At 67.5% G+C, this 12,301-nt stretch carries 11 protein-coding genes; 6 read left to right on the top strand and 5 right to left on the bottom strand.

The genetic code is table 11. The features are described 5' to 3' along the window. Positions 1 to 23 precede the first annotated feature (23 nt). The 4 genes from FHX42_RS15685 to FHX42_RS15670 form a co-directional block, all read right to left on the bottom strand. Positions 24 to 1,019 (bottom strand): alpha-ketoacid dehydrogenase subunit beta, encoded by a 996-nt coding sequence (locus FHX42_RS15685; protein ID WP_182545123.1) that lies wholly within the window; start codon positions 1,017 to 1,019, stop codon positions 24 to 26. A 74-nt stretch (positions 1,020 to 1,093) separates the two neighbouring features. Next, on the bottom strand, positions 1,094 to 2,218 hold the full coding sequence (gene pdhA, locus FHX42_RS15680) for a pyruvate dehydrogenase (acetyl-transferring) E1 component subunit alpha (protein ID WP_182545122.1): 1,125 nt from the start codon (positions 2,216 to 2,218) through the stop codon (positions 1,094 to 1,096). Between the two features lie 34 nt (positions 2,219 to 2,252). Next, positions 2,253 to 3,728 carry a dihydrolipoyl dehydrogenase gene (lpdA, locus tag FHX42_RS15675; protein WP_182545121.1) on the bottom strand — a complete coding sequence of 492 codons (1,476 nt, stop codon included), beginning with the start codon at positions 3,726 to 3,728 and terminating at the stop codon, positions 2,253 to 2,255. 299 nt (positions 3,729 to 4,027) lie between these two features. Further along, positions 4,028 to 5,287 (bottom strand): PucR family transcriptional regulator, encoded by a 1,260-nt coding sequence (locus tag FHX42_RS15670; RefSeq protein WP_328796212.1) that lies wholly within the window; start codon positions 5,285 to 5,287, stop codon positions 4,028 to 4,030. A 221-nt stretch (positions 5,288 to 5,508) separates the two neighbouring features. Here FHX42_RS15670 and FHX42_RS15665 point away from each other — a divergent pair, with 221 nt between their 5' ends. From FHX42_RS15665 to FHX42_RS15645, 5 genes are all read left to right on the top strand, one after another. Then, the gene (locus tag FHX42_RS15665) at positions 5,509 to 6,207 is read left to right on the top strand and encodes a GntR family transcriptional regulator (RefSeq protein WP_235987368.1); all 699 of its coding nucleotides are present in this window, start codon (positions 5,509 to 5,511) and stop codon (positions 6,205 to 6,207) included. Positions 6,208 to 6,603: 396 nt separating this feature from the next. Further along, positions 6,604 to 7,341 carry a DsbA family protein gene (locus FHX42_RS15660; RefSeq protein WP_182545120.1) on the top strand — a complete coding sequence of 246 codons (738 nt, stop codon included), beginning with the start codon at positions 6,604 to 6,606 and terminating at the stop codon, positions 7,339 to 7,341. Beyond that, positions 7,338 to 7,982: a vitamin K epoxide reductase family protein gene (locus tag FHX42_RS15655; protein ID WP_182545119.1), complete on the top strand. Its 645-nt coding sequence runs from the start codon at positions 7,338 to 7,340 to the stop codon at positions 7,980 to 7,982. Before FHX42_RS15660 ends, FHX42_RS15655 begins: the two co-directional genes overlap by 4 nt. Before the next feature lie 248 nt (positions 7,983 to 8,230). Continuing rightward, complete coding sequence (locus tag FHX42_RS15650; RefSeq protein WP_328796261.1) at positions 8,231 to 8,668, top strand: ATP-binding protein; 438 nt, start codon at positions 8,231 to 8,233, stop codon at positions 8,666 to 8,668. After that, the gene (locus FHX42_RS15645; RefSeq protein WP_182545117.1) at positions 8,665 to 9,480 is read left to right on the top strand and encodes a SigB/SigF/SigG family RNA polymerase sigma factor; all 816 of its coding nucleotides are present in this window, start codon (positions 8,665 to 8,667) and stop codon (positions 9,478 to 9,480) included. Before FHX42_RS15650 ends, FHX42_RS15645 begins: the two co-directional genes overlap by 4 nt. An 89-nt stretch (positions 9,481 to 9,569) precedes the next feature. Here FHX42_RS15645 and FHX42_RS15640 read toward each other — a convergent pair whose 3' ends face one another. Further along, positions 9,570 to 10,550: a M23 family metallopeptidase gene (locus tag FHX42_RS15640; RefSeq protein WP_182545116.1), complete on the bottom strand. Its 981-nt coding sequence runs from the start codon at positions 10,548 to 10,550 to the stop codon at positions 9,570 to 9,572. An 810-nt stretch (positions 10,551 to 11,360) separates the two neighbouring features. Here FHX42_RS15640 and FHX42_RS15635 point away from each other — a divergent pair. Beyond that, complete coding sequence (locus FHX42_RS15635) at positions 11,361 to 12,293, top strand: sulfite exporter TauE/SafE family protein (protein WP_182545115.1); 933 nt, start codon at positions 11,361 to 11,363, stop codon at positions 12,291 to 12,293. Positions 12,294 to 12,301 lie beyond the last annotated feature (8 nt).

Raw genomic sequence — 12,301 nt, 5'->3', positions numbered from 1 at the left:
CTTCCTCGCGCGAAAAGCAGGGATCAGCGGCGGCGGCCGACGGCGTCGAGAGTCTCACGCACGGCGGTGGTCAGGGAGTCGGCGGAGGGCAGCGCCGCACGCTCGAGTGGTTTGGCGTACGGCAGCGGCACCTCGGCAGCGGCGACCCGGCGCACGGGGACGTCCAGGTAGTCGAAGGCACCGTCGGACAGCGAGGCCGCGACCTCGGCGCCGATGCCGTAGGTCAGCCAGTCGTCCTCGGCGATCACGGCACACCCGGTCTTGCGCACCGACTGTACGAGGGTGTCACGGTCCAACGGGCGCAGGCTGCGCAGGTCGACCACCTCGGCGGAGATGCCCTCCTCGTCGGCCAGCTTCTCGGCCACCTGCTGAGCCACGGTGGCCATCCTGGAGTAGCCGATGATGGTGACGTCACTGCCGGGCCTGGTCACGGCCGCCTTGCCGATCTCGACCTGCTCGGCCTGCTCCGGAACCTCGCCCTTGGTGTTGTAGAGGGAGAGGTTCTCCAGGAACAGCACCGGGTCGTTGTCGCGGATGGAAGCCAGCAACAGCGACCTGGCGTCGGCCGGGGTACTGGGGGCCACGACCTTGAGGCCGGGGACGAACGCGTAGTACAGCTCGATGTTCTGCGAGTGGGTGGCACCGAGCTGCTGGCCGCCACCACCGGGCGTGCGCATGACCATCGGCACGCTGCACTGGCCGCCGAACATGCCGTAGATCTTGGCCGCGTGGTTGACGATCTGGTCCAGCGCGATCAACGAGAAGTTGATCGTCATGAGCTCGGCGACCGGGCGCAGTCCCAACATCGCGGCCCCGACCGCCGCACCGACGAAGCCCTCCTCGGCGATCGGGGTGTCGCGGACCCGTTTCTCCCCGAACTCGTCGAGCAAGCCGGCGGTGATCTTGTAGGAGCCCTCGAAGACTCCGATCTCCTCGCCGATGAGGAACACGTCCTCGTCGACGAGCATTTCCTCGCGCAGCGTGTCGTGCAGCGCCTGCCGATACGTGATGACGGCCAAGGGGTTTCTCCTGGAAATACTTGGTCAGTGGCACACGGCGAACGTGTGCCACTGACGAGTCGTGAGGGAACCTGTCAGAACACCGGGTCGGCCGGCAGGCGACGCGAGTCGTTGGCCACCGGGGTGGCGTAGGTGTAGTCGAACAGGGTCTCCGGGTTCGGGTGCGGGCTGTCGTCGGCGAAGGCCACGGCCGCGTCCGCGGAGGCCTCGGCCTGGCGCTCGATCTCCACGGCGCCGTCCTCGTCGAGCACCTCCGCCGAGATCAGCTGCGCTCGGAAGGCCGCGACGGGGTCGGCCTCGCGAGCGGCTTCGACGGACTCCTGGCTGCGGTACTTGCCCGGATCCACCACCGAGTGCCCCTTGAGCCGGTGGCTGACGGTCTCCAGCATCGCGGGCTGACCGGTTTCCCTGGCCCGCTCGACCAGCCGCGAGGAGGCCTCGCGGACCGCGACGACGTCGTTGCCGTCCACCCGCTCCCCGTGCATCCGGTAGGCCACCGCGCGCTTGTACAGCTCGGACTCCGCGGAGGACTTGTCCACGGTGGTCCCCATGCCGAGGTGGTTGTTGACCACGACGAAGACCACGGGCAGGTTCCACAGCGCGGCGATGTTCAGCGATTCGTGGAAGGAGCCGATGTTGGTGGTGCCGTCGCCCATCTGGCACATGACGACCTGGTCGCCACTGCGGTAGTCGATGGCCAGCGCGGCCCCGGTCGCCAGCGGTACCTGGCCGCCGACGATGCCGTACCCGCCGAGCAGCCCGGACTCCACGTCGAACATGTGCATCGAGCCGCCCCACCCCTTGGAGGTGCCGGTGCTGCGCCCGTAGAGCTCGGCCATCACGCGGCCGGGCTCGATGCCCTTGGCGATCGCGTAACCGTGCTCACGGTAGTTGGTGAACAGGTAGTCGTCGGAGCGCAACGTGCTCATCAGCCCCACGACGGTGGCTTCCTCCCCCAGGTTGAGGTGACAGTAACCACCGATCTTGGCCTGGGTGTAGCCCTGCGCGGCGCGTTCCTCGAAACGACGGATGAGCGCCATCTGCCGGTAGTAGTCGCACAATGTCTGCGGGGACTCGCCGGGAAACACCTCGGAGGCACGGCGCTGGGACCGGTTGCCTCCGGAGCGCGTGCCGGCGCGGCGGGTCTTGGAGGACCCCGAGGAGGAGGCGGACTTGCTTCGAGTCGCCGTCTCTGCCATCACAGTTTCCTTTCGGCGTGCCTTGGGTTCTTCCTCAGCGTTTGCGGGGTGGTGCGGTGTGCACCGGCAGTCCCAGCGCGGACATGGCCGTCTCCATGCCGACCTCACCGAGAGTGGGGTGCGCGTGGACGGTCTCGGCGAGTTCGTCGAGAGTCGCCTCCAGCGTGATCGCCAGCGCCCCCTCGGTGATCAGGTCGCTGGCCGACGGGCCGATGACGTGCACGCCGAGAACCTCGCCGTGGCGCTTGCCCGCGACGATCTTCATGAAGCCCTTGTCGTCACCGGTGGTCTTGGAGCGTCCGAGCGCGGCGAACGGGAACTTCGCCGTCACCACCTCGTGCCCCAGCTCGGTGGCCCCGGACTCCGTGAGTCCGACGCTGGCGATCTCCGGGTGGGTGAACGTCGCGGCGGGCACTGCGCCGTAGTCGATCCGGGCGTGCTCGCTGCCCGCGATCACCTCCGCGGCCGTGATCCCCTGGTGCGAGGCGACGTGGGCGAGCAGGACCTCACCGGTGACGTCACCGATGGCGTAGACGTGCTCGACGTTGGTGCGCAGCCGATCGTCGACCCGCACGAAGCCCCGCTCGTCGGTGGCCACGCCGGTGGCCGACAGGTCCAGCGAGCCGGTGTTGGGCTTGCGTCCGACTCCGACGAGGACGACGTCCACGTCGAGCTCCTGGGACTTGCCGCCGTCGACCGTGACCCGCAGGGCGGCGTCGGAGTCGCCGCCGGTGCTCTCGATCTTGGACACGGTGGAGTCGGTGAGCACCCGGATGCCGCTCTTGCGGAAGGTCTTGCCGAGCTCCTTGCCGACCTCGGCGTCCTCGGCCGGCACCAGGTTCGGCATCATCTCGACGATCGTGACCTCGCTGCCGAGACTGGCGAACAGACTCGCCCACTCAGCGCCGACCGCGCTACCGCCCACCACTGCGATGCGCTTGGGCACCTCGGTGAGCCCGAAAGCCCCGTCGGAGGTGATGACCCCGGGCAGGTCGGCCCCGGGCAGCGGCAACCGCACCGGCACCGAGCCGGTGGCGACGACGACGTCGGTGGCCCGCACCTGCTCGACCGGTTCCGAACCGACGGGGGACGCGGCGTAACGAGGGCCGCCCTCCCCCAGCTCGGACTCACCGTTGCGATAGACGTCGACCGTCGTGGGGCCGGTGAACCGCGCGTGGCCGTCGATGACGGTCACGCCGTTGGCCTTGAGCAACCCGGCCACGCCGTCGGTGAGGTTCTTGACGATGCCGTCCTTGCGACGGGACACGGCGTCGTAGTCCAACGTCACGTTGTCCGCGTGCACGCCGAAATCGGCCGCGTGCAGCACGGTCTCGTAGACCTCGGCCGAGCGCAGCATCGCCTTGGTCGGGATGCACCCCCAGTTCAGACAGACTCCGCCGGTCTTCTCCTTCTCCACCAGGCCTACCGACAGACCACGCTGCGCGGCCCGGATCGCGGCGACGTAACCGCCCGGACCGCCCCCGACCACGAGGAGATCGAAATCTTGCACTTCGCTGTGCTCCTTTGTCCTGCACGCGCCAGTCGCGAACGACGAGCAATCTCACCGAGAGTGTCGTGACCACGCCCACGATCGCGCCATGCGCGGACGCCCAGACTTGAGCGACGCACACTGTGCATCCCGCACATTGAGAGGGCGAGTAATCACTCCGAGTGATTGATCAGTCATGGTGCGTGAAATTACCGGCGACAAGAGCAGTGCGCCCGACGAGAAATCCACCCCTGGAGGAAGGACGGTCAACTTATCCGAAATTTCATGGCCACAGGGGTTGACACCCCCGGGAGGAGCTTTCAAGAAGCTTGACCGTCGCGCAGGCGCAGCGCCGAAAGGGCGAGCGACAGCGCCACGTAGGCTTCACGCCCGTAGAGGGGACGACCTATCAGACTCGTGATCCTGTGTAAGCGGTTGAGCACCGTGTTGCGGTGGCAGTGCAGCCGCACGGCGGCGTTGGCCGTCGAACAGTTCTCCTCCAGCCAGGCGGTGAGCGTGTCCAGCAACATGTCCCGCTCCTTCACCGGCAACGCGAGCACGTCCCCGAGCTGGGAATCGAGCAACCGCTGCGCCAGGTCCGGCGACTGCACGAGCAGCGCCTCCGGGTAGCGCTGCTCCAGCGAGACCAGCTCGGTCGCTCCGGAGGGCGAGGTGTCCAGCGTGGTCAGGGCCAGCTGATGGGCGAGCCCGACCTCGGCCAGCCCGCGCACGACCGGCGAGCAGGCCACACGACCGCGCGTCAGCTGGCGCAGGGCGCCGAGAGCGGTGCCCTCGGCGTGTTGTTCCAGGGCCACGAGCCCGACCAGCGTGTCGGCTCGGACCTGCCAGACCGACCGAACGTGCAGAGCGGCCAGGGCGGACTGCTGGCCCCGCAGCGCGAAGCTGCCGTCCGGAGTCATCTCGGCCACGACGGCGAGGTAGCGGCCACCGGTCGGCAGGTCGAGCTCCTTGGCGGTGCGCTGGGCGAACGCGGTGTCCCGGGCGCGTCCGCTGAGCAGGTCCTCCACCAGCGCGTGGCGCCGCTGGTCGTCCTGCCGCAGCTGTTCGAGCTCGGTGTTGCGGTACGAGGTCGACAGCGTCGAGGACAGCCCGTCGATGACCGTCCACATCCAGGTGGCCGCCGTCAGCACCGCGTCCGGGTCGACCCGCTCGGTGTGCGCCTGCTCGACCAGCGCCTCCCACACGATGCGGCCACCGAGCCGGAACGTCCGCAACATCACTTCCAGCGGCACGCCCTGCTCGGCCCGGCGGCGACCGATGGCCGCGGCCACGTCGTCACCGTCCGGCCCGGGCGCGGAGCCGCTGAGGATCTCCAGAACCCGCCGCAGGTAGCGTTCGCACCCCTCCCAGAGGTCCTCGCGGGGGACCGGACCGTAATCGGTCCACTCCGGGTTGTCGGTGAAGATGGCCGCCATCAGTCGCCGCGCGAGCGTCGAGACGTCCCCGAGCCTGGCACTGGCCAGCACGTGCGTGGTTTCTTCGGCACTGCCGCCGGGACGCCCGCCGAGGATTCCTCGGGAGACGGCACCGCTCTGGATGTCGCTAGGATCAACTGCCACGCCCCTCGACGATACTCGCGGGTTTCACCGCGCCCGCCCTCAACCGGAGTGCTGCGCTCGGCTTCTCGGCCCGCGACGGGCTGAACGCGCCGCGCCCGGGCGCGGGGAACGATTCGGCATGTGAGGGTGCGCACGTGACGCGGTGTTTGTCATATTCAGCGAGGAACAGTCCGGTGCCTTTCGCCATCGGGTTCCGCATGACCAGCAGACACGCTTCCCCGATGATCGAGAGAGCGATGGCCAGAGCAGGATCCCCCATTCCCAGACGCCGCCCCCAGCTGCCCGACGAGGTCGCATCCCACGTCCGGGAACAGATCATGACCGGAAGCCTCCGGGAAGGGGACTACCTGCGTCTCGAGTACATCGCCGACGAACTCGGCATCAGCGTGACCCCCGTCCGCGAGGCACTGCTGGCGCTGCGCGGTGACGGCTTCGTCGAGCTGGAGCCGCGCCAGGGTTTCACGGTCCGGCCGCTGAGCCGCCGCGACCTCTCCGACGTCTACTGGGTGCAGGCCACTCTCGCCGGGGAACTCGCCTCCCGCGTCGCGACCACGGTCACCTCCGAGGAACTCGACGAGCTGGATGCCGTGCAACACGATCTCGAAGCCGCCGCCCAGCGCGGAGACACGGCCACGGTCGAAGCGCTCGACTCCCGTTTCCACCACGACCTCAGCCGAGAAGCCGCGTCCGACAAACTCACCTGGTTCCTCGGAATCGCCGTCCGCTACGCACCACAACACCTCACCACGGTCGCGGGATGGCCCGAGGCTTCCGCGAGTGACCACACGGCGATTCTGCGCGCCTTGCACGACCGTGACGCCGAAGCGGCCAGAACCGCGATGTCCGCGCACATCACGCACGTGGGAGAGCTGCTGATCGAACAGCTCGAGCGCCAGGGTTTCTGGGACGAACGGGTGTAACGACTCGGCACGCCCCGACGACGAAGAGAACGACACCGGTCTTCCGGTGGACATGAACTTCTTTTCACGTTATGGAATGCGGGGTCCGCCATGTACAGCAACGGCCGTCACACGCTCGTGTCGGTTGTGGCCACGGTGGCGATGGTCGTGATGACCGTTCTGCTGGCAGCATGGTTCCCCGGTCAACCCGCCGCGCCCGAGCCCCAGCCGGCAGCGCTCATCGGGATCGCTCCCGGCCGCTGAGGCCGCCCCACCTCCACCACGGCGAGTCAATCGCGGAATCGGTGACATCTCACACCCCAACCGCTTCCACGAACGGGTGAATGCGGGAAACTGGTGGCAAGCCCGTGCGCGAGTGGCACTCGCGCGAACCGACCGTCGAAGGTGTGCGAACCGATGCCGAAGAAAACCAATCCGGTGACGCAGAAAAGCGGAGCATCGATCAACATCGTCTTAACCGCGATCGTGCTGATCGTAGCCGTGGTGGTCATCGGTGGTGTTCTCCTGCTCAATCGTGGCGGCAACAGCCAGAACCAGGCGACACCGGGTGAGACCGTACCCGCTTCGGTGCTACAGCCGCAGAACAGCAACATGATCTCGAAGGGGCCGGAGGGCGCTCCCACGCTCGTGGAGTTCGTCGACTACCAGTGCTCCTCGTGCCACACGTACTACAAGCAGGTCACCAGCAAGATCGAGAAGCAGTACGAAGGAAAGATCAACTTCGTGGTGCGCAACTTCCCGCTGGAGATGCACCCGCTGGCCCCCACGGCCGCGAAGGCCGTCGAGGCCGCCGCGATGCAGGGCAAGTTCGAGGAGATGTACCACCAGGTCTTCGACAACTACCAGTCCTGGGCCACCGCCTCCTCCGGCAAGCCCAGTGACGACAAGCAGCGGGCGATCAAGCAGTTCGAGACCTACGCGCAACAGATCGGCCTGGACAGGGACAAGTTCCGCGCCGACATGAACTCACCCCAGGTCGAGAAGCAGATCCAGCAGGACAAGGCCGACGGCAGCGAGGCCGGCGTCCAGGGCACCCCGACCTTCTTCCTCGACGGCAAGAAGATCAACTTCAGCCGCGGCGAGAACCCGCTGCAGGGCATGCGTGACAAGCTGGACGGAGCGCTGGCCAAATGACCACCACCCAGGACACCGCGCAGGGCGCCGGGAGTTCGTCGAACTCCGGCGCCCCCGCGCCACTCGGACGCATCATGGGCTGGCTGTACCTGGTCGGTGGCGGGATCGGCTTCGTCGCCTCGTTCGCCCTGAGCATCGAGGAGTACCTCAGCCTGCTCAACCCCGACTACGTCACCAGCTGCAGCCTGAACCCGGTCGTGTCCTGCGGCTCGGTGATGGAGAGCGATCAGGCGACCCTGTTCGGCTTCCCCAACCCGCTGATCGGGATCGCGGCCTTCGCCGTGGTCGTGACCTCGGGCGTGGTCCTGATGGCCGGGCTGAAGCCGCCGCGCTGGTTCTGGCTCGGCATGCAGCTGGGGACCACTCTCGGCGTGATCTTCGTGCACTGGCTGATGGTCCAGAGCCTCTACGTCATCGGGGCCCTGTGCCCCTACTGCATGGTCGTGTGGGTCGTGACCATCGCCACCTTCTGGTACACGACGTTGCACAACTTCGAACGCGGTCACCTGCCCGCTGGCTCCGCACGACCGGCCGTGCTCGGCGGGATCCGGCTCCACACCGTGGTGCTCGTGCTCTGGTACCTGGTGTTCGTCGCCCTGATCCTGCAGGCCTTCTGGAGCTACTGGACCACCCTGCTCTGAGCGGCCCCGCGGACTGCGCACCCGCTGCGGAAACGTTCGTTTGTTCGTCTCCGCAGCGGGTACACCGGAGCCATGGATGACTGTGTACCGTCTGCCACTCCCGGGGTATGGATACGAGGACACGTTCTCGGGCATGATTGTTACCGGGGAGATCCTGATTCCCCGGGGTACACATGAGGGGGCCAGACATGAGGTTGGAGCGTGGTGTCGGCGTGTCAACGTCCCGTCCCGATTGGTCTCAGTCCGAAGTGGCCGCGGAACCGGCCACCGCAGCGGGCGAGCCCGTGGACGAACCACGATCGGTTGAAGTTCGCGTCGCGGCCGAGCCCGCGCAACTGTCGGTCATGCGAGCAGTGGTCGGTGATCTGGCCATGCGCGCCGACTTCGACGTGGACTCGATCGCCGATTTGCGGCTGGCCGTGGACGAAGTGTGCTCCTCGCTGGTCCGGCTCGCCACCGCTTCGGCGTCACTGGTGTGCCGTTTCCGGACCGAGGACGACGGTCTGTCACTCCAGGCGGAGGTAACCAGCAAGGACCCGTCAGGGCCGCGCACCGGCACGTTCAGCTGGCGCGTGCTCAGCGCTTTGGCCGATAGTGTGGCACCCTCGGTGGAGTCGGCCGGGGATGACACCGGTACCTATGTGGTGCGTATTGACCTGCGTAAAGGACGGACGGTCCACGAGTGACGTCAGCGGACTCCGAACACGCTGCTCACCACCGAGGTCAGAGTTACGAGGAACTGGCTCCGCTGTTCGCGGAGCTCGCGGGTGTGAGCAGGCAGGACCCTCGGTACGAGGAGTTGCGCGACAAGCTGGTCACCGAGCACCTGCCGGTGGCCCAGCACATCGCCCGTCGCTTCAGCCATCGTGGGGAACCTCAGGAGGACCTGACCCAAGTCGCCACGCTGGGTCTGATCAACGCGGTGGACCGCTTCGACCCCGAGCGTGGCGTGGACTTCCTCTCCTACGCGGTACCGACGATCATGGGCGAGGTGCGTCGCCATTTTCGCGACACCGGGTGGGCCGTGCGAGTCCCCCGGCGATTGCAGGAACGGCACCTCTCGGTCTCCTCGGCGATTTCCACGCTCTCGCAGGAGCTGGGCCGGGCGCCGTCGCCGAGCGAGATCGCCAAGCACCTCGGCATCACCAGGAACCAGGTGTACGAGGGGCTGGAGGCGAGCAACGCCTACCGCAGCAGCTCGCTGGACGAGCTGCTCACCGACACCGACGAGATCCCGCTCGGCGACGCCATCGGCGAGCACGACCTCGAGCTCGGCGAGGTGGAGAACCGCGAGGCGATTCGCCCCCTGCTGGCCGAACTCGGTGAACGCGAGCGGCGCATCGTCGTACTGCGCTTCTTCCGGTCCATGACCCAGACCCAGATCGCCGAACAGATCGGCATCTCCCAGATGCACGTGTCCCGTCTGCTATCCCGCACGCTGGCCTGGTTGCGGAACCGGTTGGAAACCGACGTGGGACCCGAGACGAACGAGCGGTAACCACCGATGTGGAAACTGCCCGGGACCCGAGAAGCCCCCCGGCCGGGGCTTCTCGGGTCCCGGGCAGCGGTCTTTCACCGCGACGGCACTCAGTAGCTGATGCCGTACTGCTGCAGCCAGGACAACGGGTTGATCTCCTGGCCACCGGGAGCCAACCTCACCTCGAAGTGCAGGTGCGGGCCGGTGGACTGGCCGCGACTGCCGACGGTGGCGATCTGCTGACCCGCCTCCACGCGCTGGCCCACGCTGACCGACGAGGTGTTGATGTGGCCGTAAACGGTCACCTTGCCGTCGTCGTGCTGAACCCGGACCCACTTGCCGAAGCCGCTGGCCGGGCCGGAACTGATCACTTCACCGCCGGTGGGGGCGTGGATCGGCGTTCCCGTGCCGGCACCGATGTCGATACCGGCGTGCGAACCGCCCCGGGAGTGATACCCGGAGGTGAGGTGGCCCTGCGTCAGCTTGCCGCTGGGGGCGGGAGCGGCCTTCGCCTGGGGAGCCGGAGCCGCCTTCGCCGCCGGAGCGGGCGCCGGGGCCGGAGCGGCCTCCTGCTCAGCCGCCTTCTGCTCAGCCGCCTTCTTCGCGGCGTAGGCCTTCTTCTTGGCGATCTGGTCCTCGATCGCCTGCTGCTGCGCCTTCTTCTCCGCCGGAGAAGGCGCGGGCTCGCTCTTGGCTCCCGCCTGCTCCTTCGGAGCGGGTGCGGGCTTGCTCTTGGCCTCCGGCTGGGGCGGAGCCGGAGCGTTGGCCGGATCCTGGGCGCCGTGCAGTTCGACCGCGGGCGGCGGGCTCTGGGGGCCGTCGGGGCCTCCGGCCGGAGCGCCGAGCGACTGCTGCTTGACGACAGGCTGAACGGCCTGAGCGGCGGTGTCCTCGGAACCGGTGGCGTTGATCGCCAACGGAGCTCCTACTGCGGCGACAGCGCCGGTAGCCACCACGGCGGCGAGGACCTTGTTGCGGATCGGGTTACGGGGGGAGTCGTCCGACGAAGCGCCGGGCCGGAGGGAGTTCGGCAGGTATCCCCGGAGGGCGGGGAGCTTGCGCTGGCCACCCTCCTCGTTGTACTTGCCCATGTTCGCCTTTCCGTCTCGGGGAGGTCCGGTCACTGCCCGTCGGGGGTCGGGTACATCTCTCGGGGGCGAGATGTGTCGTGACCAAACCGTGACGTACGCCGAGAATGTAGCGGAGTGTCACTAACTACCTCAAACCTTCACCCTTTTGGTCCTGGTCGGACCCACCCTGGCGAGTTACTCAAACACACAGAGTGCCCACCAAAGATGACCTTCAGGTAACGAAGCAACCAAACGCCTACTTGGTCTCCCCGATCATTCCGCTACTGCGAGTCATGATCTTGCGAATACGACTTCCATCGCGGCGAATAACCACCAGAGACGCTTTTCCCCAGGTCAGAAACGCCTCCTCGGCGCGGGCTCCCGAAGCGGGATCGATCTCCGGCGCGGAATCGATCAGGCGGAAGATGATGTCTACCCGCGGTCGCCCCGGAACTACGCAGCACGTTCACGGGTGGTCACGCCTCCCCGGCCGCGCCGGGAACACCGCCACGAGACCGCGAAAAGTGACCTTCACCACCAATGACGAAAGTAGCTCGGGTTTGCTCCTGCTGAGCGGTGAAACGGGAGCCGCGGACCCGGCTCTCGGAGTATGGGAACCGGCCCCCCACGAGGACTTGATCTGATTCACTGGTGACCATGACACGCGAGGATCGACGGCCGCTGCTGGTGCAGCGCCTGCACGTCGACCTGCTCCGCGTGGTATCCGCAGGATGTCGGGCCGCTCGCTGATTCCACGGCCATAGTTCTCACGCTCGTCGGCTTCCGGCGGCAGCATCCGCGCTGTCGGCCCGACCGTTCACCGGAGACATCGTGCAAGCCTTCCTGCTCTTCGCGCTCGGCGGCTTTTTCGCGCAGCTGATCGACGGCTCCCTGGGCATGGCTTACGGAGCCACCTCGACGACCATCCTGTTCGCGGCCGGCCTCACGCCCGCGCTGACCTCGGCCTCGGTGCACCTGGCCGAAATCGGCACGGCCGCCGCCTCCGGACTGTCGCACTACAAGCTCGGCAACGTGGACCTCAGAATCGTGATGACAATGGGAGTGCCCGGTGCTGTCGGGGCGTTCCTGGGAGCCACGGCGCTGAGCAACCTGTCCACGGCGATCGCCAAACCCTGGATGGCCGCGGTGCTCCTGGTGCTCGGGGTCTACGTGCTCATCCGGTTCGCCTTCCGCACGGTGCGCCGACGCGGCACGACAGGAGTCAGTCCCAAGCTGTTGGCACCGCTCGGGCTCGTCGCGGGATTTCTCGACGCCACGGGTGGCGGCGGCTGGGGGCCGGTGTCCACGCCGACCCTGCTGAGCACCGGCAAGGTCGAACCGCGCAAGGTCGTGGGCTCGGTCGACACCAGCGAACTACTGATCGGACTGGCGGCCAGCGCCGGTTTCCTGATGGCGCTCGGCCGCTCGGGGTTGTCCTGGCCCGTCGTGGGCGGACTGTTGCTCGGGGGCGTCATCGCCGCGCCGCTGGCCGCCTACCTGGTGCGGATCGTGCCGACGCACCTGATCGGAGTCGGCGCGGGCGGAATGATCGTGCTGACAAACCTGCGAACACTGGTGACCAGTCTCGAGCTGCCCGTGACAACGGCCTGGAGCATCTACGCCATCACCGTCGTGGTGTGGGCGACGGCTCTCGTCCAGGCCCTGCGCAGGGTTCGTCGCGGGCCGGTCGAGGAGTCCGCATCCGAGGCGGCCGAGCAGGAGAAGCGGGTCGAGCCGGAAAGGCGGGCCGAACCGGCACTGTGATCGAGCTT

The organism is Halosaccharopolyspora lacisalsi (assembly GCF_014137975.1).
Lineage (GTDB): Bacteria > Actinomycetota > Actinomycetes > Mycobacteriales > Pseudonocardiaceae > Halosaccharopolyspora > Halosaccharopolyspora lacisalsi.
Note: the sequence above shows the minus strand (reverse complement) of the source record. Positions and strands in the feature narration are given on the sequence as shown.

What these genes read in the sequence shown, in the direction of transcription:
- FHX42_RS15665 (WP_235987368.1), top strand. Translation starts at nt 5,509, where the DNA reads ATGATCGAGAGAGCGATGGCCAGAGCAGGATCCCCCATTCCCAGACGC.
- pdhA (WP_182545122.1), bottom strand. Translation starts at nt 2,218, where the DNA reads ATGGCAGAGACGGCGACTCGAAGCAAGTCCGCCTCCTCCTCGGGGTCC.
- FHX42_RS15640 (WP_182545116.1), bottom strand. Translation starts at nt 10,550, where the DNA reads ATGGGCAAGTACAACGAGGAGGGTGGCCAGCGCAAGCTCCCCGCCCTC.
- FHX42_RS15655 (WP_182545119.1), top strand. Translation starts at nt 7,338, where the DNA reads ATGACCACCACCCAGGACACCGCGCAGGGCGCCGGGAGTTCGTCGAAC.
- FHX42_RS15660 (WP_182545120.1), top strand. Translation starts at nt 6,604, where the DNA reads ATGCCGAAGAAAACCAATCCGGTGACGCAGAAAAGCGGAGCATCGATC.